This window comes from Sphingobacterium puteale (assembly GCF_050986225.1).
In the GTDB taxonomy this organism is placed as follows: domain Bacteria; phylum Bacteroidota; class Bacteroidia; order Sphingobacteriales; family Sphingobacteriaceae; genus Sphingobacterium; species Sphingobacterium puteale.
The window spans coordinates 6,204,700-6,231,194 of record NZ_CP158959.1 but is presented as its reverse complement, the minus strand read 5'-3'; the positions used below and the strand labels follow the sequence as shown (position 1 = coordinate 6,231,194).

Annotated in this window: 13 protein-coding genes; 11 read left to right on the top strand and 2 right to left on the bottom strand. The window is 40.6% G+C overall.

Translation table 11 applies throughout. From position 1 onward, the window contains the following. Positions 1 to 14: 14 nt before the first annotated feature. Positions 15 to 1,934, top strand: a complete 1,920-nt coding sequence (locus ABTV71_RS25875) for a family 43 glycosylhydrolase (RefSeq protein ID WP_433901575.1) — start codon at positions 15 to 17, stop codon at positions 1,932 to 1,934. Positions 1,935 to 1,943: 9 nt separating this feature from the next. On the opposite strand, the gene ABTV71_RS25870 is transcribed toward ABTV71_RS25875, so the two are convergent. Together ABTV71_RS25870 and ABTV71_RS25865 are read right to left on the bottom strand one after the other, a co-directional pair. Beyond that, positions 1,944 to 3,857: a DUF294 nucleotidyltransferase-like domain-containing protein gene (locus tag ABTV71_RS25870; protein ID WP_433901574.1), complete on the bottom strand. Its 1,914-nt coding sequence runs from the start codon at positions 3,855 to 3,857 to the stop codon at positions 1,944 to 1,946. 10 nt (positions 3,858 to 3,867) lie between these two features. After that, complete coding sequence (locus ABTV71_RS25865; protein ID WP_183078577.1) at positions 3,868 to 4,488, bottom strand: 3'-5' exonuclease; 621 nt, start codon at positions 4,486 to 4,488, stop codon at positions 3,868 to 3,870. Between the two features lie 165 nt (positions 4,489 to 4,653). On the opposite strand from ABTV71_RS25865, the gene ABTV71_RS25860 reads away from it, so the two are divergent. From ABTV71_RS25860 to ABTV71_RS25815, 10 genes are all read left to right on the top strand, one after another. Then, a complete protein-coding gene (locus ABTV71_RS25860; RefSeq protein ID WP_433901573.1) occupies positions 4,654 to 7,365 on the top strand; it encodes an alpha-d-galacturonidase in 2,712 nt (903 codons plus the stop codon). A 108-nt stretch (positions 7,366 to 7,473) separates the two neighbouring features. After that, positions 7,474 to 9,009 carry an MGH1-like glycoside hydrolase domain-containing protein gene (locus ABTV71_RS25855; protein WP_433901572.1) on the top strand — a complete coding sequence of 512 codons (1,536 nt, stop codon included), beginning with the start codon at positions 7,474 to 7,476 and terminating at the stop codon, positions 9,007 to 9,009. A gap of 1 nt (position 9,010) precedes the next feature. Then, on the top strand, positions 9,011 to 10,597 hold the full coding sequence (locus ABTV71_RS25850) for a glycoside hydrolase family 28 protein (RefSeq protein ID WP_433901571.1): 1,587 nt from the start codon (positions 9,011 to 9,013) through the stop codon (positions 10,595 to 10,597). Next, positions 10,597 to 13,395 carry a glycosyl hydrolase family 95 catalytic domain-containing protein gene (locus tag ABTV71_RS25845; RefSeq protein ID WP_433901570.1) on the top strand — a complete coding sequence of 933 codons (2,799 nt, stop codon included), beginning with the start codon at positions 10,597 to 10,599 and terminating at the stop codon, positions 13,393 to 13,395. The genes ABTV71_RS25850 and ABTV71_RS25845 overlap by 1 nt, the downstream gene beginning before the upstream one ends. Then, positions 13,395 to 16,895, top strand: a complete 3,501-nt coding sequence (locus tag ABTV71_RS25840; protein ID WP_433901569.1) for a malectin domain-containing carbohydrate-binding protein — start codon at positions 13,395 to 13,397, stop codon at positions 16,893 to 16,895. The genes ABTV71_RS25845 and ABTV71_RS25840 overlap by 1 nt, the downstream gene beginning before the upstream one ends. Positions 16,896 to 17,072: 177 nt before the next feature. Further along, positions 17,073 to 17,681, top strand: coding sequence for a DUF3826 domain-containing protein (locus ABTV71_RS25835; RefSeq protein ID WP_433901568.1), 609 nt, complete (start codon positions 17,073 to 17,075; stop codon positions 17,679 to 17,681). Positions 17,682 to 17,709: 28 nt separating this feature from the next. Next, the gene (locus ABTV71_RS25830; protein WP_433901567.1) at positions 17,710 to 20,970 is read left to right on the top strand and encodes a SusC/RagA family TonB-linked outer membrane protein; all 3,261 of its coding nucleotides are present in this window, start codon (positions 17,710 to 17,712) and stop codon (positions 20,968 to 20,970) included. Positions 20,971 to 20,977: 7 nt separating this feature from the next. Further along, a complete protein-coding gene (locus ABTV71_RS25825; protein ID WP_433901566.1) occupies positions 20,978 to 23,002 on the top strand; it encodes a RagB/SusD family nutrient uptake outer membrane protein in 2,025 nt (674 codons plus the stop codon). A 118-nt stretch (positions 23,003 to 23,120) separates the two neighbouring features. Further along, on the top strand, positions 23,121 to 24,752 hold the full coding sequence (locus ABTV71_RS25820; RefSeq protein WP_121120644.1) for a polysaccharide lyase: 1,632 nt from the start codon (positions 23,121 to 23,123) through the stop codon (positions 24,750 to 24,752). 106 nt (positions 24,753 to 24,858) lie between these two features. After that, complete coding sequence (locus tag ABTV71_RS25815) at positions 24,859 to 26,493, top strand: polysaccharide lyase (RefSeq protein WP_433901565.1); 1,635 nt, start codon at positions 24,859 to 24,861, stop codon at positions 26,491 to 26,493. Positions 26,494 to 26,495 lie beyond the last annotated feature (2 nt).

The window sequence follows — 26,495 nt, the reverse complement described above, 5'->3', positions numbered from 1 at the left end:
GCAGGCACTTTATTATGAATACAAAAAAGTTGATGTCCATCATTGGGGCTGTTTGTTCAATCATTGGGTCCTTATCCGGCGTAGTTGCTCAGGAATATAAATTTGGTCCATCGGAAAAAGATTTTGCCGCTTACTTATTTACCTATTTTAAAGGAAATGCCGTTGCAGACGAGGCAGTTTGTTTTGCGATTAGTACTGACGGTTATACATTCAGGGCACTGAACAATAATCAGCCGATATTGGATTCTAAGATCATCAGTAGTACAGGTGGTGTAAGGGATCCACATATTCTACGTGCGCAAGATGGAAAATCATTTTATATGGTATTAACAGATATGACGGCATCCAAAGGATGGGATTCTAACCGGGCCATGGTTTTGTTAAAATCTACAGATTTGATTCACTGGGATCATCATGTGATTAACATCCAACAACGTTATCAAGGGCAGAAAGACTTAAAACGGGTTTGGGCGCCCCAGACTATATTTGATCCAAGTGTAGGTAAATATATGGTTTACTGGTCCATGAAATATGGAGATCAACCCGATGTGATTTATTATGCTTATGCTAATCGTGATTTTACGGATCTGGAGGGCGAACCTAAGGTGTTGTTTTTGCCTAAAAACGGTCAATCCTGTATTGATGGGGATATTATTGTTAAAAATGGATTATATCATTTGTTTTATAAAACGGAGGGCGATGGAAAAGGCATAAAACAAGCCATTACAGATTCCTTGACCTCTGGAAAATGGGTGGAACAACCGGGTTATAAACAGGTAACCTCAGAAGATGTGGAAGGATCTGGGGTTTTTAAACGTAATCAATCCGATACTTATGTCCTCATGTATGATGTTTATAAAAAAGGGAAGTACCAGTTTTGTGAATCTCAGGATCTACATCATTTTAAAGCGATAGATCAACAGATTGATATGGATTTTCATCCTAGACATGGCACTATTTTACCGCTTTCAAGAAATGAGTTGAATAAATTGATTCAACATTGGGGAAAACCAGCTGATATCACATTGAACAATGTGAGAAATCCTATATTGGAAGGCTTTTACGCAGATCCAGATGTATTGTATTCCAATAAGACAAAGAAATATTATATCTATCCAACGAGTGATGGCTTTGACGGTTGGGGTGGATATTACTTCAAAACTTTTTCCTCTACGAACCTCAAGGAATGGAAAGATGAGGGTGTGATATTAGATTTAAAAAAAGATGTTCTGTGGGGTACGCACCATGCCTGGGCACCGACAATCATAGAAAAGAAAGTAAAAGGGGGGTATAAGTATTATTTTTATTTTACAGCAGCCCAGAAAATAGGTGTTGCCGTAGCTGACTCACCGACAGGACCATTTAAAGATTCAGGTAAACCGTTGATAGACTTTAAGCCGAATGGTGTGAAAGGCGGCCAAGAAATTGATCCCGCGGTTTTTACTGATCCTAAGACAGGTAAAAGTTATCTGTATTGGGGGAATGGACATCTTGCTGTGGCCGAGCTCAATAAAGATATGATCACGATCAAGGAAAATTCGATTAAACTAATAACACCGGATCGCACCTTTCGCGAAGGTACTTATGTTTTCTTCCGAAAGGGAACTTATTACTTTTTATGGTCTGAAAACGATACCCGTAGTGAAAATTATCGGGTTCGATACGGTACTTCAACATCTCCTTTGGGACCAATTCAAGTTCCTGATGATAACCTCATTTTGCAGAAAGATGCGGCGCTCGGAATTTTTGGTACTGGGCACAACTCCATACTGCAGGTACCGGGAAAAGATGAGTGGCATATTATTTACCATCGATTTAATTACCCCAACGGAATAACAATGGGGGATGCTGCCGGTTATAATCGGGAGGTCTGTATGGACAAATTGCAGTTTGGTCCAGATGGGAAAATTCTTCCAGTCGTACCGAGTCATTAAAATGGGCCATTACCCAAAGAGGTTACTGGTGAATTTTACTTTAATCCCCAGCTGAAAGTTATTGATCGTTTTAAATATTTCTTTAATGGTTGCCTTCTCAATATTTGTCAGACTGTCCATAGGTACATAATTGTTTGGACTTAATTTGGCTATCCGAATTTGATTCGCTTGATTTTTCAGGCGAATCGACATCAGATAGTAGTAAGATTGATGCAATTCCTCATATTGTTCCTGCGTAAAAACGCCCAAATCAAGCAGTTGTTTGAGCCTGCCGCCGGTGTTTTCTTCATAAATACGGTTTTTCAGGGCATAAACACGAACCAAGTCTACGATAGGTGTCATCGCTTTTTTTATGTTGAAGACTTCCGATGAACCGATGGTTTGTGTTTTGATTGCTTTAAAAAATGTTAACGGCGGCTCATATTGTAAGGCATTTTTGGCGATAAACGCGAAAAAGCGATCATTAGGGCGCTGTAACTCGATATTGAGAAATTCTTTAAGCTGATCAATAATTTCCGGGTCGCCGTATAGCCGTCTGCAGTCAAAAAATGTTGAAAACTTAATGGCATTTTCCGGAACACTCTCTTCAATCCATTTTTTGTAATTGTTTTTCCAATGGGAAAGGGAGTGTGTCCATTCGGGATTGCTAGCCATATAACCACCTGTGCAGTAGCTAAAACCTATTGTATTCAAATGATCGGATACATGAGTAGCGAAACGGAGAAAATAATCACGCACCAATTCACGCTGTTCGTTGGCTTTATCTTCATAGATAATTGCGTTGTCCTGATCCGTCATCAGCGTTTGTTCTTTTCTTCCTTCGCTGCCCGTGACCATGAAAACAAATTTTGCCGGAGGTTCACCTATTTCCCCGATTACTTTTTCGATTACTTTGAGCGCAATACTATCTGCCACCGTCGTGATCACCTGATTGGCAATTTCGGCATTTACACCTCTACCAAGCAATTGGTGGATAATTTCCGGAACATTGTTCCATTTCTCGCGCAATTCATCCAGCGTCTCTGCTAGTTTTACCGATTGAATGAATACAAGTGGCGATTGTCCTTGTTCGCTCAACAGGCGATTACGACTTAGGAAGCCAACATAGTTTCCTTCTTTTTCCACAAGCAGGTACCTTGATTTTGTACGGAACATTTTTAATACAGCCTCATAAAGATAAGACTGATCAGAAATACTAACAATAGGATTGTCCATGACTTCCACAATCGGATGGTCAACCGGTATTTGTTGAGCAACTACATTATCCCGCAAAGTCATATCGGTCACATAACCAATAATGCTATTGTCGTCTTTGATAAATAAGCAACTTACCTTTTGGTTTGCCATTGTCTTTGCAACCTCATAGATGGGCGTTTCTGGGGCCGAGGAAACGATATCTTTGTAGGTGATGTGTTCGATCTTTCTTGAGTATAATTGATCTGCTGCAAAATAGCTTTCTTCGAAAGAAGCTGGGGATTTGACAAAATGAGAAAATTCTTCATCCAGCATTCTCCTGCCAAAAGAATTGGTGAAAAAATGGAAAAACTCTTCATTTGCGTTGCATAGCTCAATAAAGTTTTTCCGGGGCAAACGATAAATGACGGTGCCTTTCTTGGCAATTACAGATTTTAATGCTTTTGTTCGATTCAAAAGGACGGATATTCCGCCGAAACAATAGGGTTTATGGTGAATTTCCGTCAATCTTTTGTTATCTAGGTCATCCAAGAAGAACGTTTCGTATTCGCCTTCAAAGATTAAGTCGACTCCATCCATGTCGGTAATGTTCTGACGATAGACAAGCGTGTCTTTGGAGAAGCGGTATTCATGGAATATATCTACAATACTGAGCTGTAGGGAATCGGGCAGTGCCTGAAAAGGGGGGGTAGATTTCAGTATGGAAAGAATAACCTCGGGATTTTTCATGAGGACAGCATTAGAATATGTTATCAAACTCTGTTTGTTGGTTTAGGATATCTTGATGGGTCAGATCTTTTCGTTGAATCATTTCAAAATAGCATTTTGCCGTAATCTCAGCATCCTTTTCTGCATCGTGCATATATTCCGGCGGAGCCGAGAAAAAGGATTCATGTAATAGCGAAAGCGGAAGATGGACCATATTGGGGTTTCTTACGTATCTTTTACTATATAACAGTGTGCAAAAATAATCTAAGTCACCAAATGGGAGAGCCAGGTTCGATCGGTAGAACTCTGCTGATAAAACTTGGAGATCGAAGGAAAGAAAATGTCCGACAATTTGCGGTTTATATTTTTTAATGTCATGACTGAGCTTGCGCAACACATCTTTTTTCTTCTCACCATATTGCCTTAAGAATGGGGGCGTCAACCCATGGATTTGCTCTGATGCCGGACTGATTGGAATGAGTGGTTCGTAGATATATTTATTGCTCCGTTTGATCTCATTTTGGGCTTCGTCAAAAATGATCCAAGCCAATTGCAGTACATGTGGCCAATTATCGCTTTCTGTGTACCTTTTATTCCATTTTTTCGGTAGGCCAGACGTTTCTGTATCTAGAAATAGCAAATATTTTTTCAATGAATTATTGTTGAGTATCCTCTAAAATACTAAAATATTCTTGTTAATAATAGGTAAATCTGTATTTGTAAGGGATAGCTTTTGTAAAAAACGAGATACGTATTTCAATGTTTGGAAATTTATGTGTAAAATTGACATTTATTAGTAAATTATAAATGACCAATTATGTACAAAAGGCTACTATGCATGGTATTTTGTGTCTGTTCTCTCCTTGGTGAACTTTATGCAGGAAATAAAAAAGGGGCCGTTTTTTATACCATGGAGCGCATCGTAAATCGAGAGCGATTTCAATATGCAATAGATCTGCTACAAGAAGAACTGTCCAAATCGATTGCCATCCACACTTCAGGTATTGAGGTGAGTACGCTGGTGCAAAAGAAGTCTTTACCGGATTCAATTAAAGTTCAGTTGATCGAGAAGGAACATTTTGTTTTATATAGAAAGACCGAAAATGGGGCCATCTCATTAATCGGCGCTGATGAGTCAGGTGTGTTATATGGTTGTATGGCATTGCTTGCACATAAACAATGGTTGAATGGTGGACGGTTCTTTTTTGCCGATGGCCCAAAAATGGTTATGCGTGGGACAAGCATCGGCCTTCAGAAAACGACTTACTTGCCGGGACATGACATTTACGAATACCCTTATACACCTGAATCTTTTTCTTGGTTTTATGATAAAAAATTATGGTTGAAGTATTTAGATATGATGGCCGAAAATAAGTATAATGCCTTGTATTTATGGAATGGACATCCTTTTTCTTCTTTAGTAAAACTAAAGGATTATCCATATGCGCTTGAAGTGGATGAGACAACATTCCAAAAAAACGAGGAGATGTATACATTCTTGACCAAAGAAGCCAACAAGAGAGGAATTTGGATTATCCAGATGTTTTACAACATTATCCTGCCTAAGCCTTTTGCCGATCGTCATGGTTTAAAGACCCAGGAACGCAATCGGATTATTACACCTTTAATTTCTGATTACACACGAAAAAGTATTGCCGCTTTTGTGGCTAAATATCCAAATGTAGGGCTCTTGATTACTTTGGGTGAAGCAATGGAAGGGGTGGCACAAGATGATATCAATTGGTTTACGAAGACGATTATACCCGGAGTACAGGACGGACTACATGCATCGCGCGCCAAGGGTGAGCCCCCTATCATTCTAAGGGCTCATGATACCGACGCTCCGGCAGTGATGCAAGCAGCACTACCAATTTATAAGAATCTGTATACAATGGCTAAATATAATGGCGAGGCACTGACGACCTATACTCCTCGTGGTAAATGGGCCGAATTGCATCGCTCATTAAGTGATATCGGAACCGTACATATTCAGAATGTACATATTTTGGCCAATTTGGAACCCTTCCGTTATGGCTCGCCTGATTTCATCCAAAAATCGGTCAAAGCTATGCATGAAGTCCATCATTCGAATGGCATTCATATTTATCCACAGGCTTCGTATTGGGATTGGCCATATGCAGCTGATAAGGTCGATAATAGACTGCTTCAAGTAGACCGGGACTGGATGTGGTACAAAGCTTGGGCGCGGTACGCATGGAATGAAAATCGAGACTCGTCACAAGAGCAATCTTATTGGTCGAAGGAGCTTGTACAATATTATGGTGTTCCTGAGCAGGATGCGCAAAAATTACTGTTGGCCATTGAAGAAATTGGTGAGATATCACCTAAAATCCTACGACGATTTGGTATTACAGACGGCAACAGACAGACCTCTTCTTTGGGAATGTTGATGACGCAATTGATTAATCCTTATCGTTATGGCTTATTTACCCTACTTTATGAATCCGAGGCTCCAGAAGGAGAAATGATTATAGATTATGTAGAGAAGGATTACCACCATGAAGGCCATATCGGAGAAACACCTGCCCAGGTGGCAAGGGAAATTGTGCAGCATGGGGAACGCGCAGCAACGTTGATCAAGGGATTGGGAAAGCCAACTAAAAATGTGGCTGAATTTGATCGATGGGTCAATGATATTCGAATCCATCAATTGTTAGCAAATCATTATAGTTATAAGGTCAAGGCTGCCATTGAACTTTTGCGATATAAATATGATCGCGATATTCACGCGCTCGAGAAAGCCCTGCCTGATTTGGAAAGAAGTGTGGAGGAATACCGTAAACTCACGGACCTTACTACTGCATCATATTTATATGCAAACAGCATGCAGACCAAACAACGTAAAATACCGATGCGTGGTGCAGATGCGACATTCATTCACTGGAAAGAGATGCTTCCTGTCTTTGAAACTGAATTGAACAACTTTAAACATGCGATAGATTCCTTATCAACGATGAACGATAATCCTACGCATTCAAAAGCGGGATTAATGTCCCAACAGATCACCTTTTTTGATCATCAGCAATTGGTCCTTTTAAAAAAAGGAGCAAAGTTATATGTGGACCAGGAACTTGTAGTTACACATTTAGCCCAGGAATTAGAAGGACTGATGGCAGTACAGATAGACGCAGGCAAACAAAAGTTAACTGGTACACAGCTCCGGTTTAAAACCCAGAAGCCTGTAAAAATATTGGTTGGCTATTTCAATAGTACAGATAAGGTGTTTGCCCCTAGGCCCGTCCTGGAAATTGATGCGAGTGCCAACGATTTTGGCCAGGCAGAGGCAAAAGTGCGTAATGCGATCCGAATTCAGTACATGCCTGTGGTAGATATTCATACTTACTCCTTTCCTGCGGGAACAAACGAACTGAAAATTCCGAAAGGAGAGGCTCTAATTTTAGGTGTCGTGGACGACAGCCAGCTCGTATATCCCTATAATGCTGATGTGGATAATCAAGGAGATGACCTTGATGACCTATTTGGCTATTTTAAGGGTACAAAATTGTAAATGAGCATGTATGCTCAGGATAGTACAGGATAAATAACATAAATGAAGTGGGTATTTTACGGCAAACTAAATCAAATCTAATATCCACTTTTTGATATAACCAGGGAAATGAAAATTAATATCGTTGCGCTCGCTTTTCTATTATACTCGCTACATGGGAATGCGCAGGAAAAGTTAGCTGAAAAACTTCAAACTTACGTTCAGAGATTCAATGCCAATGATAACGAGTCTGTTATCAATAATATTCCCAATAAAGCTGCTTATGGGTGGATGCAGAAAAATATTCCCTTATTGGACTGTCCCGATAAGGAGATTGAACAAACGTATTATTTCCGATGGTGGTCTTATCGAAAACATATCAAGTCGAGTCCAGAAGGTACCTTGGTGACAGAATTTATTGAACCAGTAAAGCATGCCGGAAAATATAATTCAATCAGTTGTGCACTCGGCCACCATTTATATGAGGGACGATGGTTGAAGAACAATGCATTTTTAAAAGAATACATGGATTTTTGGCTCTATCATGCTGATAAGGGGCAATCCAAGCCTAGATTCCATCAATTTAGTTCATGGCTACCGGATGCTTTATTAGCTTATTATAAAGTCAATCCTGATACGCAATATTTAAAAGATCGACTATCGGACCTGGATCTCGACTTTGAAAAGTGGGAGAAAGAGAGGAAAAGCAAAAATGGTCTTTTTTGGCAATATGATGTTCAAGATGGCATGGAGGAATCCGTCTCCGGTGGCCGTAAAGTGCATAATATGCGGCCATCGATCAATAGTTATATGTATGGCAACGCTGTGGCAATAGCAGCAATTGCCAAATTGGTGTCAAATCCAGCATTGGAGAAAAAATACAGCACCTATGCACAATCTCTACGTCAATTGGTATTGGATTCACTCTGGGACAAAGATGATAAGTTTTTTAAAACAAAACTGGAAAAAGGACCACTACATCCCACACGTGAAGCAATCGGTTTTATCCCTTGGTACTTTCATTTACCACCAGACAAAACGACTTATGGAAAAGCTTGGCTCCAGTTGCCTGATACGGCAGGATTTAATGCTCCTTGGGGAACAACGACTGCCGAGCGACGAGAACCGACCTTTAGAACACGCGGGACAGGGCATAGTTGTGAATGGGATGGTGCGATTTGGCCTTTCACAAGTTCGCAGACGATCCGTGGAATGGCTAATTACTTAAGCGATTACAAGCGGAATAACGCGATAAATGCGAATGATTTATACGAGCAGATTCACAAATATGCAAAATCGCATGTGATGAACGGTAACCCTTATATTGGTGAATACCAAGATGAGCGGACAGGAGCATGGTTGAAAGGCGACAATCCGAGAAGTAAATTTTATAACCACTCTACATTTGCGGATATCATTATCCAGGATTTAATCGGAATAAAACCGCGAACTGATTCTATGCTCGAGATAAAACCATTGATTTCGAAAGATAAGTGGGACTATTTTGCGCTAACTCAATTGACGTATCACAATAGGAACATCGACATCTATTGGGATGCTACCGGTGAAAGATACCACAAAGGAAAGGGATTGACCATCTATGTGGATGGAACGATGTCTTTGCAACAAAAGGATTTAAAAAATTGTAAGATTAACTTAAATTAATATGATCAGAAAGCACTATCGTCGCGGAATAATAACTGTTTTCCTTTGTTTATCCATGTTGGGTTTGCAGGCGCAAGCTTGGCTAAATGTGATGGATTTTGGTGCACGGAAAGACAGTACCGGAAGTAATACATTGGCTATCAAGAAAGCTATTGCAGCAGCTGTAAATAAAGGAGGAGGAACCATCTATTTCCCGGCGGGAAAATATATAACAGGTCCAATTCACCTGAAAAGTAATATCACCATTTATATTGATGCTGGCGCTGAGTTGCATTTTAGCGATAATTTTGATGATTATTTACCCATGGTAGAATCCCGTTGGGAGGGAACTGCTGTAACCAATTTTTCGCCATTATTTTATGGCAATAACCTTGAAAATATTAGTATTCAAGGCCGTGGTACGATCGACGGACATGGTAAAAAGTGGTGGGGCTATTCAGAGGTCGAAGTTAAAAAGCAGACTGAAGACAGTAAATGGCAAAAAGAGTTTAAACGTCTCAACAAGGCTGTTTTGGCTCCGGACCTTCCGGGATGGATCGAAAGAGGATTTCTACGCCCGCCCTTTATACAGTTCTTGAATTGTAAAAATGTACAGATCAAAGATATTAAAATTCAGAATTCGCCATTTTGGACAATTAATCCACAATATTGCGATAATGTTACTGTGGATGGTGTGACCATCGATAACCCGCCCTCGCCTAATACCGATGGTATTAACCCCGAATCATGTTCTAATGTTCGGATCGCTAATTGTCACATCAGTGTGGGGGATGACTGCATTACGATAAAATCAGGAAAGGATCGTTCGGGACGAAAAATTAACATCCCAGCCGAAAATTATACGATTACAAATTGTACAATGCTTCGTGGACATGGCGGTGTAGTGATTGGAAGCGAGATGTCGGGTGGCGTGAAAAATATTGTGATTTCCAATTGTATTTTTGATGGAACGGATCGCGGTATACGTTTAAAGACTGCGAGAGGTAGAGGAGGTATTGTGGAAAATATTCAAGTATCCAATATTGTCATGCGCGATATTAGAGATCAAGCAATCGTCATGGATATGGAATATGCCAAAAGTGAACCAGGGCCTATTAGTGAACGCACGCCTAAGTTCAGGAATATCTATATTAACAATTTATCTGGCACAACAAACCGTATTGGCTATATCCGTGGCTTGGAAGAAATGCCCATAGAGAATGTTGCTTTTTCGGATATCAACATGCAAGGAAGTACCGGTTTTTCAGTACTCAATGTCAATGGTTTGACATTGAGTAACGTCAACGTAGCGGTCAAACAAGGCTCATTATTGTCTGTCAATAATGGGAAAGAACTGAATATATTAAATGTAAAAAACACGACACCGGCGGTAGATAAATCGCTCATCGAGCTGGAAAACTGTCAGTCAGTCGATGTGCAGAGCTGTTTTCCTACAATAGGTACAGCGCTATTTTTAGACATGGTAGGCTCTGCGAATGAGTCTATTTATATCCATGGTAATAATCTAGCAAGAGTAAAGCAAATTCTCCGTGGTACCTATAAAACTGGTCAGCTCTCATCAAATATAAATCCTTTAGAAATTAAATAATGCGTTTATACCTGTATCTCATCGTGTCTGTTTTATCGATATGCCCCTTGGGTTCTGCTTTGGCACAAGCACGTGTGTGGTTTGATCGTCCTGCCCAACAGTGGCAGGAGGCTTTACCTATTGGTAATGGACGGCTGGGAGCCATGGTTTATGGAGGAGTTGGGAATGAAGAGTTACAGTTTAATGAAGAGACATTATGGACCGATGGGCCACGGAATTACAATAAAAAAGGAGCATCAACGTATCTTCAAAAAATCCGCGAATTGCTGGATCAAGGCCGACAGAAAGAAGCAGAATCTTTGGCGATGCAGGAGTTTATGGGAGTTAAAAGTGAATCAGAGGACCCTACCGCTTGGTTAGACAAAATTGGTCGCATCCGAAAACAAAAACATGGTCCTTTTGAATTCTCTTTTGATGATAGTAAATGGCCACTTATTACCGTTCCGCATTACGAGGGTTGGGAAACTGAGGGGCTGGAAGGCTTGGACGGAGCAGTGTGGTTTCGTTATGATTTTAACCTGTCAAAAAATGATCTAGCTGAGCACTGGTCGTTGGATTTAAATAAAATACGAACCAATGATTACACCTATATCAATGGTGAGCTCGTCGGCCAATCTACGGGAGATGAAACTAGGAGACACTATCAAATTCCGATGGGATTATTGCGTACAGGGCGGAATAGTATCGCTATTCAGGTGATCAATTTAGAAGGAAAAGGAGGTGTAGCTGGATATAAGGATACAAAGCAGTCAATAGGATTAAAAAGTTCCACCGGAAAACTAATCTCGCTAAATGGAGAGTGGAAATACCATATTCAAGATCAAAGCAGTCCGAAAATAGGGAGTTATCAAGCATCCTATCAACCTTTTGGTTCATTGAGACTGCAGTTTGATCACGATGTCGCTGAAAACTATAGCCGTATACTCGATTTGGATAAAGGCGAAGTCCGGGTCAATTATGCTTTCAAGGGAGTACAATACACAAGAACCTATTTTGCGAGCCAGCCTAACAATTTTATTGGTGTGCGACTGCAGGCTGATCAGAAGAAAAAAGTTAGTTTTAGGCTTGCTCTAAAGACCAAACATCAGCGTAATGAACTTAATCACATCGCTGATTCGTCTATCTGCTTGGAAGCATGGGTGAAGAATGGGTCGATGCGTGGAACAGTCTTCGTAAAGCTCAAATTGAAAGGGGGCCAATTATCCTATGATGGTGATGAACTTTTGGTGAACCAAGCAGATGAAGCTCAGCTTTATTTGAGTGCGGCAACAAATTTTAAATCTTATCAACAATTGGATGAGAAGTACGCTGCTGTTGCATTGGAAAAATTTAAGAAATTAACAAAGCTAAATTTTGATCAATTGTATCAAATCCATCAAAAAGATTACCAGCGTTTATATCATCGCTTTGTTGTAGAATTTGGTGGGGTAAACCAGTTAGATACAATCCCGATAGATAGGAGATTACAACGTGCTGTGGAGCATGCTGATCCTGGGCTTGTGGCACTTTATGTACAATTTGCACGTTACTTACAGATTGCTGCATCAAGAGAAGGAAGCCAACCCATGAACCTTCAAGGAATCTGGAATCCATTTTTGGAACCATCTTGGGGAAGTAAATATACAACCAACATCAATCTAGAGATGAACTACTGGCCGACGGAAGCATTGAATCTTTCTGAGCTGCAGCAACCTTTATTCCAAATGATTCGAGACCTTCACGTAGCGGGTGCAGAAACGGCCAAAGAATATTATGCTGCCCGGGGGTGGGTGTTACATCACAATACGGATTTATGGCGGGGTACAGCTCCCATTAATAATTCCAACCATGGTATATGGCCCACAGGTGGAGCTTGGTTGGTGCGACATCTTTGGGAGCATTATCTTTACACGCAAGATTTACACTTTTTAAAAGAATATTATCCAATTATTAAGGATGCTACCTTATTTTTCAAGGACTTTCTTGTCAAGGACAAAGTAACGGGATGGTTGGTCAGCTCGCCTTCAAATTCTCCAGAAAATGGAGGTTTGGTCAAAGGACCTACAATGGATCATCAGATTATTCGTTCGTTGTTTGATATTTTCGATCAAAGTTCCAAGTTATTGGTGAAAGATGTTCAATTGCGGGATTCAATTATGGAGATGCGAGATCAAATAGCACCAAATCAAATTGGGCAACATGGACAGCTCCAGGAATGGTTGATGGATTTGGACGATCCAGAAAATAAACATCGTCATGTATCCCACTTATGGGGGTTATTTCCAGGAGACGAAATCAATACGACCCATACGCCACAATTGGTCGAAGCTGCAAAACGTTCGTTGATACTACGTGGTGATGAGGGAACGGGTTGGAGCCTGGCCTGGAAAATTAATTTTTGGGCTAGATTAAAAGATGCTCAGCATGCTTATCACATGGTTAAAATGCTATTGCGGCCGGCGGGTCAAGGAGGCGGCTCCTATCCGAATCTATTCGATGCCCATCCACCATTTCAAATCGATGGCAACTTTGGTGGAGCTTCAGGAATTACCGAGATGTTGCTTCAGAGCCATATCAACGGGATTGAATTATTACCAGCATTGCCAGAGGAAATGAGCACGGGTAAAGTTAGGGGACTCATAGCACGGGGGGCTTTTCAGGTTAATATGGAATGGAAAGACAATCAGTTATTGGAGGTGACTGTTGAATCGCTTGCTGGAGAAGAACTCCATTTGCGGTATGCTAGTCGCGAAGTAAAAATCAAAACAAAGAAGGGCAGGTCCTATGCCTTCGATCAAGAATTGAAGTTAAAGAAATAATGAAAACCAGATTGATGCTGTTGAGTAGGCTGTTTTGCTGTGCCTGTATATTATTATTCGGAATGTTTTCCTATGGTCAAAAAATCCGTAAAACGATTGCACTGGATACAGACTGGTTGACGATAATGGACCAAAAAGATTCTGCTAGGTACGGTGGATTTCACCGTTTGTCTTTTAAGACAGATAAAGATTGGCGGAAAGTAAATGTCCCACATAACTGGGATGGCTACGAAGGATATCGCAGATTGCTGCATGGCAATTTACACGGTTACTCATGGTATCGAAAAACTTTCTCTCTTAAACAGCAAAGGAATAAAAATAGGTTCTATTTATTTTTTGAGGGAGTAGGATCCTATGCAACAGTTTGGTTAAATGGCATACGGGTAGGATATCATGCTGGGGGAAGAACCACATTTACACTGGATGTCACTGATGCGATCAAATTGGATGGGGGTCCCAATCTTTTGGCCGTTCGGGCAGATCATCCGGCACATATTATGGATCTTCCTTGGGTGGATGGAGGCTGTTCGACAGAGCGGGGATTTTCTGAAGGATCGCAGCCTATGGGAATTTTTCGTCCAGTGAGTCTATTGATCAAAAATGAAGTGTCTATTACGCCTTTTGGTGAACATTATTGGAATGATGAAACCGTTGATCATAAGCAGGCGATCGTACACCAAGTCGTGGAAGTGAGTAATAAAAGCCATCTTAATAAAGATCTGGAGCTTATAACGGAGGTTTTGGACCACAAAGGAAAATTAATTGTTCGATCTACATCAAAAGACCAGATTAAAGGAAATGCTATAAAGGAAATTAGATTGAAAGATCTTGTTTTTAGCAATCCACAATTATGGTCTGTGACCTCACCCTATTTGTATCGCATAAAAATAAAGTTAAAAATAGGTCGACAGATCATAGACGAGATAGAAACACCTTACGGAATTCGCGCTGTTCGTTGGTCAAAAGGGTTAAAACCATCCGGTGATCCACGTCTTTTAGTTAATGGAGCACCGGTATTTATAAACGGTATTGCGGAGTATGAACATAAATTCGGGCAATCACACGCTTTCGAAAAAGAAGAGATCGATTCCCGGATTAAGCACATCAGAGCACTCGGGTTCAACTCCTTTCGTGATGCGCATCAGCCACATAACCTGCGTTATCAACAGGCATGGGACCAACATGGTATTTTGTTATGGACACAGCTTGCGGCACACATCTGGTTTGATACGCCCGCATTTCGAGCGAACTTTAAGAGATTGCTGACGGATTGGGTGCGCGAACGTCGAAATAGTCCGTCAGTAATATTATGGGGACTGGAAAATGAAAGTACGCTTCCGGAAGATTTTGCACGTGAATGTACTGCGTTGATTCGCAAATTAGATCCAACAGCATCTATACAACGTTTAGTAACCACATGTAATGGCGGTAGTGGGACTGATTGGGACGTACCGCAAAATTGGACGGGTACTTATGGGGGAGATCAAAAAACCTATGGCAACGATCTAAAAAAGCAACAGCTCGTGGGTGAATATGGTGCTTGGCGCAGTCTGGGTATACATGCCGAACCGCCCTATCTACCCAACGAAAATAATTACAATGAAGAACGTTTTGCTGATATTTTACAGACCAAGGTACGTTTGGCAGAGTCGGTGAAAGATAGCGCTGTAGGCCATTATCTATGGCTTTGGAACTCACATGATAATCCTGGCCGTATCCAGGGGGGAGAGGGAAATCGTGAGATTGATCGGATTGGACCGGTTAATTATAAAGGGTTGTTGACACCCTGGGGGGAACCGACAGATGCTTATTATATGTATTTATCGCATTATGGTAAGAAAGAGCAGCCTATGGTGTACATCGCCATGCATTCTTGGCCGAATCGTTGGTTGACCCCTGGGATAAAAGATAATATTCGTATTTTTTCGAATTGTGATGAAGTAGAACTTTTCAACGATCTCGGTTCGTTATCGCTTGGAAAAAAGCAACATCCAGGGTTTGGACAGCATATTGAATTTGATGGCGTCAAGGTAAATTACAATGTACTTTATGCTGAAGGACGAAATGCTGGAAAAGTGGTTTCCCGTGATACCATTATATTACAAAACTTTCCTGAAAGTCCACATTTTGCTGCCTTGCAGCAGCAATCCAAGATTTTAAAACCAGATCAGGGATATCATTATATCTATCGCGTCAATTGTGGCGGAGATACTTATATCGATGAATATGGGGGATACTGGCAGGCTGACCAGCCTTATAGGCCCATGCTCGCCTGGGGAAGTAGGTCATGGGCGGACAAATTCAATGGGATGAGCACGAATTTTGCCAGTCAACGGATAATTTCTGACCCTATCAAAGGAACAAAGGACTGGCCTCTTTTTCAGACGTTCCGCTACGGGCTTGATAACTTGGGGTATCAATTTGACTTACCGAATGGAGATTATTTCGTCGAACTGTATTTTGCCGAACCCTGGTACGGGAAGTTTTCATCGGGAAAAGGCGATCGTGTTTTTGATATTGCCATTAATGGTCAAGTTGTGGAACATCAGTTTGATATTTATAAAAATGCTGGGTTCCAGCAGGCCTTAAAAAAAAGTTATCCTATTAAAGTCATGAATGGAAAGATTGTTATTAATTTTCCACGTATTTATGCTGGTCAGGCGGTGATACAGGCTATTGCTATTGCATCAAAAGAAAACAGGAAAACCTTATCGCTTGATCAAAAGCATTATAATCTTGAATTAGGGAATCAAAATATTAAGCTCCACAGCTGGTTGGATATAGGTAGCTGCCTGAAAAGGGAAGGGATTACTGAAACAACATTTTTCTCCTTACCATCTTCCTTGTTTGGTTCAGATTATTTTGAGCTTGATAGCAATAGAACCTATCGCCTACACTTTAAAGAGCCTACCAATGTTTTCTTATTGGGGAGTAATCAGCCTGATGATTTTGAACAGACCAAAGACAGTGTGCAATTGAATACAGGGAAATATCTGGCCGTATTCCGTAAGGTATTGCAGGCAGGGGAAGAGCTTTCCATAACGACCAAGACGCAAGGGGAAATTCTGGTATTTCAGCAGCAAAGTGGGATGCTGCCCGTGTATGACCTTAAAGAGGTGAAAAACTATAAGGCCTATCAAAGTAGCTGGCGCGATGGTGTTTCCGAAATCGAGTTTGCAGGACAAAAGCGTGTGGCATTCAACAAAAATGAAGGTTATATCGGTTGGCAGTTTCAGGTTGGCGCGGCAGATGTGTATGCGTTATCGATTAAGTATCATAATCCATTTAAGGAAGCACGTCGTGGTTATTATGAAATTTTGGACAAAGATAAGCATGTGCTGGTGCCTAAAACTACAATACAATTGGAGCCTACACGTGTAGGCAAATGGAATTATATCAATACTGATACAAAGACAATGATTAATGCGGGTACCTATTTTGTTAAGCTGTACTCTTCTGATTCAGAAGGTGTTATTATTGACAATTTAGAGGTTAAATAGCGTAAATGTCAGCATAGTGCATGACGGTTGTCAATAAAATTTTCAGTTATATTGAAGACTCAAAAATTCTTTATATCATTTTGAAGTTTGTTTGAGAATTTATAGAAAAAAAATAAAGGTAAGGGACTTTATTTAATGTTTAATAATAACCAAAAAAGGGATAAACTATTCATGCCTATGAAACGTTTTGCATTATTTATGTTTTTATTTTTAAGTGTATCTATGACATTTAGTCAGACAGAAGACACTTATTGGAAAACCATCACCGATCGATCAGGAAAAATTGTAGCAAAATTAGCGTTACAAGATCAGGCCAAACAAGAAAAAGCAGCTCACATTATCCGTGACCAGTATTATCTTTTAAACGCTTGTTATACACTTCGTGATTTAAAAATCAAGGAGAATACCGATAAGAGTCTAAAAGAGCAAATCACGCAGGAGACGCTGCAGGAAACCAACAATTTAAATCAGGCGTTTGTAAAACGGCTAAAAGAGGTTTTAACAGAGCAGGAAGTTGAGGCGGTTAAAAACGGCATGACCTATAATGTCTATCCAAATACGGTGAGAGCCTACCAGGATATGATTCCGCGGCTTACAAAAGACGAAGTGCATATGATCGACAGTTTGCTGTATGAAGCACGGGATTTTGCAATGCAGGCTGAATCTTCAGAAAAAAAGCACGCTTGGTTCGGTAAATATAAAGGCAAAATCAATAACTATTTAGCGTCCCATGGCTATAACCTAAAGGAAGAAGGCGATAAATGGGCCGCGAGATTAAAAAAATAACCCAATAAAACAAATTAATACCCAAATTATGAATCAGCTCATATTCCCGAGTAAATCCTCTAAAAGGTTAGCACAACTGCTGGCTATTGGAATAATGACTGGCGGGATCATTCCGTCATACTCCTATGGAGTAAATCTAAGTGAACACAATTTAAACTTTTTTAAAAATATAACAGGAAAGGTCGTTGATCAAAATGGAAAACCGCTTGCCGGAGTAACGATATCCATTAAAGGATCAAAGACGGCGACTTCAACAGATGCAGATGGTACATTTAGGCTGAACCTGCCTGTTGGAAACGAGATTTTGGTACTCAATTTTGTTGGTTATAAAAGGCTGGAAATCCCCGTTGGAAACCAGAATGTATTGAATATACGCATGGAAGCCGAAAGTCAGGAACTCGAAGAGGTAGTTGCTGTTGGTTACACCACGCAGAAAAAAGCACATTTAACAGGCTCTGTCGTGGCAATTAAAGCGGAAGAGATAGAAGATCTGCCATCTACGAATGTGGGCGCGACATTGGTGGGCCGGGTTGCAGGCCTTAACGTCAGCGGGGGAACGAGCCGTCCGGGAGCAAAACCAAGCTATATTATACGGAATCCAATGGGTGGAGGAAAAGATGGTGGAACAAGTACCCCTTTATTTGTGATTGATGGTGTGATTCAGGTAGATGGTCAAAATCAACCTGATCAGACGCTATTTAACAATCTCGATGCGTCAGAAATTGAGAATATTTCCTTTTTAAAGGACGGTGCTGCCGCGGTATATGGTGTTAGAGGGGCAAATGGTGTTGTTTTGGTGACAACCAAAAAAGGAAAAGTGGGTACGCCAAAAATCAGCTACAATGGATCATATGCCATTAATGATGCGACCTACCGTACAAAAGTAATGGATGCTTATCAGTTTGGTAATTACTTCAATATTATGAATGGGGAAAATGGTGCAAACCGTGATCCAAAATCGCCGGGATTTGACAAATGGTTTTTCTCGCAAGATGAGCTGGACCATTTTAAGAATCATTCTTATAATTGGTTAGATGATGCCTGGAAAGTAAGTTATCTTACACGACATTCCTTGAATATTTCAGGAGGGGCAGATAAAGCAACCTATTTTGCAAACGTGGCCTATAACAAACAGAATGGTAATTTGGGTACACTGGATTATGATCGCTGGAATTTTCGTGCAGGAAGTGATATCCAGGTAGCCAGTAATTTTAAGGTTGGTATGCAGGTTTCGGGAAATACAGGTAATCAGCAAAAAACCTTTAACAAGATCGGTGGTGAAAATGACGATAACGATTACAGAAACCTGTTGCTGGCTTCACCTTATGTTCCAGCTTATGTGAATGGTTTACCTGTTCGTCTGCCGGGCACGGCTGGAGATCTATCGGCCTATCATTATTTTGAATTGCAGAAATTAGGTAATTTAACAACAACCGATTCAAGACAATTTAGTATTAACCTCAATGCCGAATACCAGGCACCCTGGTTGAAAGGTTTGACTTTACGTGGATCCTATGCTAAAAATTTAAAAAATGAACGTGGAGATCAAATAGGTACAAAGTACCAAACGTACACATTTGATCAAAGAAGCGGCGAAAACGGACATATTTACGATGAAAATATATCTGGCGAAAAGGCTGTTACTTTTAGCAACGGTAATCGCGTTTATTTTTCAAATGCAACAGGAAGTAATTACCAAGCAAACTTTACAGCAACGTATGATAAACAATGGAAACAACATAATTTCTCGGGCTTATTTTCGGTAGAAAAAGCGGAAGCAAAATCGTCTCAAGAAGACGTTTGGAAAAATGATCCATTACAAAATACGAATGGACAATTTGGAACTGCTTTTGGTTCTGTAGAAGGACGTACAGCAGCTTATGAATCCGGAACCCTGGGCTACCTTGGTCGATTGAATTATCGCTATAGTGATAAATATCTTGCGGAGGTATTATTCCGTTCAGATGCCTCGACCAAATTTGCTCCCGAAAACTACTGGGGAAAATTTTATAACATCTCTGTAGGATGGGTGATCAGTGAAGAAGATTTCTTTGATGTAAAAGGTGTGGATTATTTAAAATTGCGCCTATCGCATGGTAAATTGGGCAATGATCAGACCGCCGCTTGGGGGTGGAAACAACGATATACCTATCAAATTGGAAAAGGGGGAGTATTTGGTGGAAATGGCGATGCAACGACAGGGATGAAGATGGAGAAAACGGCTAACCGGAACGCCACATGGGCGAATGATTATAAAAACAATATCGGTATCGATGCTCGTTTCTTCAATAGCCGATTGTCGGCTACTATTGATGGTTACTATAATTTCGGACGAAATTTGCTTCTCGAACGTACAGGTAATGTCCCAATCTCAGTTGGCGGTTCTGTCGCTGCTGAGAATTTTGCAAAAAAGAATACTTATGGTCTTGAGTTTGACTTGGGATGGCAAGATAAAATTAATGAATTTAGCTATGGAGTTGGCGCGCGCCTTTCATGGACAAATGATAAGATTCTTGTGTGGAATTATAACGAGGTTGATATGATGTACCCGTGGAATCCACAGCTAAATGCTTCTTCAGATAACGGTGCTTGGGGTTATGATTATTTGGGTATGTTTAAAACACAACAAGATATTGATAACTACGTTAGTCAATACAATATCACGCAAGTGTTCAATGAGACGGCCGACAAGTTGAGGCCCGGTATGCTCTACTATCGTGACGTTCGGGGGGCGCTTCAAGCTGATGGTACGTTTGCTGGCCCGGATGGTATTATCAACGAATTCGACCAAATTCAATTAGCCAAAAACAATACTAATCATTACTCGGTTGGGATGACATTAAAGGCTGGTTATAAAGGAATTAGTGCTGAAGCAGTTATAACCGGTTCTTTCGGTGGTTATAATGAAATTACGGAACGTAAGCCATTGAATAATGATATTTCGCGTGTTTACACGAATTTGCCTGCCTTTTGGGGCAATGTTTACGATCCAGTGTTAAACCCAACAGGAAATATGCCAAACCCAAATTGGTCAGATATGTATAATGTTCGTTCGAGTTTCTGGACTGTTCCGGCTTTTCAAATGCGGATGAGCAGCTTTAATATAGGCTATAGATTTCCAGATAAGGTTAATAAATACTTGAAAGTTTCAAATTTACGGGCCTATTTAAGTGCTATGAATCCATTGACAATTTATAATCCATTTAGTTATAAAGATGGTAATGGTGGTGGATGGGATGTATATCCGAATTTGAGAACTTATTCTTTTGGTATTAATGTGACATTATAATTGAGCAATGAAAAAATTAACAATTTTAAATATTGGGCTTTGTTGTCTGTTATTGACAAATCAAGCTTGTAAAGATAATTTTCTAGAGGAAAAAAGAGATTTAGGAGCTGTAGATGAAATGGATTTATTTCAGGATCCTATTTTGGCTACAGCTTACGTGGATTATGTTTATGGTCTGTTCTTGCCAGCTAATAATGCACAATCTTTCGTTGCGACTCAGGATGCTTCAGATAACGGAGGGTATAACAATACTTTTACACAGACCACAGATGAATTAGCCGGGGAGACCGATTTCAATAAGCAATGGAATGTGATTTCCTACATCAACAATCATGCAAATAAATATTTTGGTCAGCGCATGAGTGCCAGTATTGGGAATAATGTGTGGACGCGAATGAAAGAGATCAATGTCTTTCTCGAAAAAATTGATCATGGTGGGATTGATGAAGCAACTCGAAATCAACTGAAAGGTCAAATGTATTTTTGGCGTGCTTTTCAATATTTCCAATTGGTGCGGATGTATGGTGGTGTACCTTTAGTGCTCGAATCACAAAATCCGATAGTAGGAGATAATGATGCTAATTCAGTTCCTCGAAGTAGCACGACAGCATGTATTGCGCAAATTGTGAAAGATCTGGATTTAGCGAAAAGCCTTTTGCCAGGCAAATGGGATGGAGGCAATTGGGGCCGGATTACCAGTGGTGCAGCGGCGGCATTAAAAGGACGCGTGCTTCTGACTTATGCTAGTCCGCAATTTAATCCAAATGATTCACGGGATCGTTGGGAGGCTGCCTATGCGGCAAATACGGAAGCAAAAGCTTTGCTGGAGCAAAATGGCTTCGGTTTATTTCAAACCGGAGGTACTACAGGAGGCAAGGCTTGGAGTGATATGTGGTTTACCGAAGTAAATAATCCCGAAGCTGTTATTGTATACGGATTTAATAATGCATCTTCTAGTTCTACAGCTGTAAAAAATAATGGCTGGGAGCAAGCAATTCGACCACGAGAGCTTTCCGGTGCAGGATCGATTTCGCCAACTAAGCAGATCTTTGATGCTTTCCCGATGTTAGATGGTAAAAATATTGACGATCCGACATCTACCTATACGTATGATGCGAAAAAGTTTTATAAAAATAGAGATCCAAGATTTGGCAAAACCTTTGTTTATAATGGCGCTTTATTTCCTTACGCCAATGGGGAGAGCTACCGTCAGTGGACCTATTATTGGAAAAATAGTAAAGGAGCCTACGTTTCGACGGAAACTAAAGGTTCTAATGCAAGTGGTATCTATCTTCGAAAGGGATCTAACCCTGCTGCTTCTGCTACATCGAATGGGGCCGCTGGATTTCAGCAAAGTGGTACAGATTATATGGAAATGCGTTTTGCGGAAGTAGTATTGAATTTAGCGGAATCGGCTATCGGTGTCGATAAATTACAAGAAGGTTTAAATGGAATCATTGAAATTCGGAAACGTGCGGGAATTGAGGTCGGTGATGGATCATATGGTTTAGCCACTGTTGCAGGCAATCGCAATAAATTATTTGGAGCGATTATTAATGAACGCAAATTGGAATTTGCGTATGAAGGTAAACGATTTTATGACCTGAGACGTTGGAAGCTTTTTGAAGAGGATTCACCTACCGCCCAACGTATTGGTGTAAAACCATTAAATGGAACAAGAAGAACAGGCTTATTAATTACAGTGAAAAACAATGGCATGGAATATACCGGTGCTTCAGATCCGTTGGTTCGAAATGGCTCAAGTGTTCCTGTCGTCGAACGCCAACCCGCAACTTATCCTGATGGGATTGCAAATCAGGACCAGTATTTGGATTACCTGTATGATAATTATTTTGTAATTGCCGAAAAAGATGATTTAGATCCGACAAATATTCCTTGGAAATTTAGATGGTATACGGAATATTACTTCTTCGGATTAAATCAAACAATCTTGTCTACTTCACCTTATTTACAACAAACTACTGGTTGGGATAGCATGAATGGAGCAGGAACTTTTGATCCTTTAAAATAGTTTTTTTGTAAAAAATATTAAGGCAATGTATGTGAATTGTGACATACATTGCTTTTGATAAATGTACTATTGACATATATTTGAAATAGAAATTATAAATCCTACTAACTAGATAAACATGTTACATAAAATAACGCTGACAGCATTGTTGAGTCTCATTACATCAATCGCATTTTGTCAGTATCCCAAAATTCCAGAAGACGTTAAGAAGAATACAGATGAGCTGATGCGTAAAGCGACCAAACAATCGGATGAAGCTTGGCAAAAAGCCCTTCCTGTCATAGAAGAATACGCAAAACAAGGTAAACCTTATATTCCATGGGCAGGACGGCCTGATGATCTCCCACAAGCTAAGATTTTGGCTTTCCCAGAAGCTGAAGGTGGCGGTAAATTCACCTTTGGTGGCCGTGGCGGTAAAGTGTATGTGGTCACAAGCTTAGAAGACAATGGCCCCGGCTCATTACGGGAAGCTTGCGAAAAAGGCGGCCCACGTATTATTGTATTTAACGTTTCAGGCATTATTCGTTTAAAGACCCCCTTAATTATTCGTGCTCCTTATGTGACCATTGCAGGACAGTCTGCTCCGGGCGATGGTGTGTGCGTAGCTGGTGAATCTGTTTGGATCAATACACACGATGTCTTGATTCGTCATATGCGATTTAGACGCGGTGAAACTTATGTCGGACGTCGAGACGATGCGATCGGTGGTAATCCGGTAGGAAATATTATGATAGACCACGTGTCGGCAAGTTGGGGATTGGATGAAAATATGTCCATGTACCGTCATATGTATAATGATAGCACCGGTAAAGCAGAAGAAAAACGTGGTACCGTAAATATTACCATTCAAAATTCTATTTTCTCAGAAGCACTGGATACATGGAACCATGCGTTTGGGAGTACTTTAGGTGGAGAGAATTGTACCTTTATGCGCAATCTCTGGGCGAATAACGCAGCCCGTAACCCATCTATTGGTTGGAATGGTTTGTTCAACTTTTACAATAATGTTGTCTACAACTGGGTGCACCGCTCAATTGATGGTGGTGATTACCAAGCGACATACAATATTGTCAACAATTACTTTAAGCCAGGCCCTGCAACTCCGTTGGGTCAACCTGTCAGCTACCGTATTTTAAAGCCTGAATCAGGTAGAAGTAAATTATCCTATGTTGTATTTGGTCGTGCGCATGTTAAAGGCAATATTGTGGAAGGCAATGCGAAAGTAACTTCAAATAACTGGGATGGGGGAATACAGTTGGAAAATAAAAAAGGCGATGCGATGACTTACGAAGAAGCTCAACCATACTTTGCGGCAATGAGTGCCAAGGAAGCTTTTCCGCATGCTAATTTCCCAGTGATGACTGCACAAGAGACCTATGGTTATGTACTTGATCACGCAGGTGCGACCTTACCAAAAAGAGATCCTGTCGATACACGTGTTATTGGTGATGTGAAAAATGGTAAACCGGTGAAGTTATTAAGCAACGTGAAGCTGCCTGAAAAAGATTTTGAACATAGACGATTACCAAAAGACTCGTATAAGATTGGCATTATTACGGATATTTCCCAAGTAGGCGGTTATCCCGTCTACAAAGGTACACCATATAAGGATTCGGACAATGATGGTATTCCGGATGCGGTAGAAAAAGAAATGGGATTGAATCCAAATGATCCAAGTGATTCAGCAAAAATTACCGAATCAGGTTACGCAAACATCGAAATATATCTTAATAAACTCGCTGCAAAGTAATTGCCCTGGAATGCCACTGGTTAGGTGACAGATAAAGAATCAAATAAGCTAGGGTATTTATATATAAAAATAACTGAGCTTGCGGGCTTAGGTTAATCATTTACATATGAAATCATTATTTAATCGGAATACCGTGTTACTATTGGGCCTAATAAGCCCAATAGCTACATTGGCGCAATATCCAGTTATTCCAGATTCGCTAAAGAAAATGGCTGCTGAGCGGGAAAATGAGGAAAATATACGTTTAGAGAAAGTTTGGGCGGAAGCACAGCAAGTTATTAAGAAAGAAGGTAAACCCTATATTCCTTGGGCTGCTAAACCTGAAGATCTACCGCAGTCAAAAATAAAAGCTTTCCCCGGTGCTGAAGGCGGCGGTGCTTTTACTGCTGGAGGGCGAGGCGGAAAAGTTTTTGTGGTCACAAGTTTAGCTGATAGCGGTCCAGGTACACTGAGAGAGGCCTGTGAGGCCGGTGGCGCACGCATTGTCGTATTTAATGTTGCCGGAATTATTCAACTCGAGAAACCGATTGTCGTTAAGGCTCCCTATATCACGATTGCTGGACAAACAGCCCCTGGCGATGGGGTATGTGTGGCCGGAGAATCTTTTCTAATTGATACGCATGATGTTATCCTGCGGTTTTTGCGTTTACGTCGTGGGCAAACCGATGTAACACGCCGTGACGATGCTGTAGGAGGAAATGTAGTCGGCAATATTATGATTGACCATGTATCTGCAAGCTGGGGCTTGGATGAAAATATGTCGATCTATCGGCATGTATACGACCGGGAAGGTAAGAACCTCAAATTACCTACCGTCAATATTACGATACAAAATTCTATTTTTTCTGAAGCATTGGATGCGTACAACCACGCTTTTGGAAGTACAATAGGCGGCTTGAATAGTACCTTTATGCGTAATCTCTGGGCTTCAAATATCAGCCGGAATCCTTCCATAGGAATGTATGGCGATTTCGGGTTTGTCAATAATGTTATTTGGAATTGGTGGAATAGAAGTGCTGATGGTGGTGATAATAGGTCGTTATTTAATTTTATCAATAATTACTATAAACCTGGCCCCATTACACCAAAAGATAAGCCGATTGTATACCGGATTTTAAAACCAGAGTCTGGAAGAGATAAGGCGTTTAAAGATCAGTATGGGAAGGTGTATGCGCATGGAAATGTAGTAGAGGGTTTCCCAAAAGTAACTAAAGACAATTGGGCTGGAGGTATCCAGATTGAAGATCTACCGAATGTTGGCGGCCGCGAAAAAGAAATTCGGGTGGATAAACCTTTTCCAATGGCACCCGTTACAACACTATCCGCACAAGATGCTTACAACTATGTACTTAAAAATGTAGGCGCATTTTTGCCAAAGCAAGATGCAGTGGATACACGGATTATAAAGCAAGTTGCTGAGAATAAGGTTTACTACAATCAAGATAAGACGCAGCATGGATTTGTATCGGCTTATGTGAAACGACGTTTGCCAGCGGATTCTTACAAGCAGGGGATTATATCTGATATCGCACAGGTAGGTGGTTATCCGGCTTATCAGGGAGTACCTTACCAGGACGCAGACAATGATGGTATTCCGGATGATGTAGAGAAAAATATGGGATTGAATCCAAATGATCCAAGTGATTCAAGAAAAATAGCTAAAAATGGCTATGCCAATATTGAGAATTATTTAAATGGGGTTGTTGCACTAGATGCAGTCGTGCCAAAAAATAAGAAATAACC

What these genes read in the sequence shown, in the direction of transcription:
- ABTV71_RS25875 (WP_433901575.1), top strand. Translation starts at nt 15, where the DNA reads ATGAATACAAAAAAGTTGATGTCCATCATTGGGGCTGTTTGTTCAATC.
- ABTV71_RS25870 (WP_433901574.1), bottom strand. Translation starts at nt 3,857, where the DNA reads ATGAAAAATCCCGAGGTTATTCTTTCCATACTGAAATCTACCCCCCCT.
- ABTV71_RS25860 (WP_433901573.1), top strand. Translation starts at nt 4,654, where the DNA reads ATGTACAAAAGGCTACTATGCATGGTATTTTGTGTCTGTTCTCTCCTT.
- ABTV71_RS25855 (WP_433901572.1), top strand. Translation starts at nt 7,474, where the DNA reads ATGAAAATTAATATCGTTGCGCTCGCTTTTCTATTATACTCGCTACAT.
- ABTV71_RS25850 (WP_433901571.1), top strand. Translation starts at nt 9,011, where the DNA reads ATGATCAGAAAGCACTATCGTCGCGGAATAATAACTGTTTTCCTTTGT.
- ABTV71_RS25845 (WP_433901570.1), top strand. Translation starts at nt 10,597, where the DNA reads ATGCGTTTATACCTGTATCTCATCGTGTCTGTTTTATCGATATGCCCC.
- ABTV71_RS25840 (WP_433901569.1), top strand. Translation starts at nt 13,395, where the DNA reads ATGAAAACCAGATTGATGCTGTTGAGTAGGCTGTTTTGCTGTGCCTGT.
- ABTV71_RS25835 (WP_433901568.1), top strand. Translation starts at nt 17,073, where the DNA reads ATGAAACGTTTTGCATTATTTATGTTTTTATTTTTAAGTGTATCTATG.
- ABTV71_RS25830 (WP_433901567.1), top strand. Translation starts at nt 17,710, where the DNA reads ATGAATCAGCTCATATTCCCGAGTAAATCCTCTAAAAGGTTAGCACAA.
- ABTV71_RS25825 (WP_433901566.1), top strand. Translation starts at nt 20,978, where the DNA reads ATGAAAAAATTAACAATTTTAAATATTGGGCTTTGTTGTCTGTTATTG.
- ABTV71_RS25820 (WP_121120644.1), top strand. Translation starts at nt 23,121, where the DNA reads ATGTTACATAAAATAACGCTGACAGCATTGTTGAGTCTCATTACATCA.
- ABTV71_RS25815 (WP_433901565.1), top strand. Translation starts at nt 24,859, where the DNA reads ATGAAATCATTATTTAATCGGAATACCGTGTTACTATTGGGCCTAATA.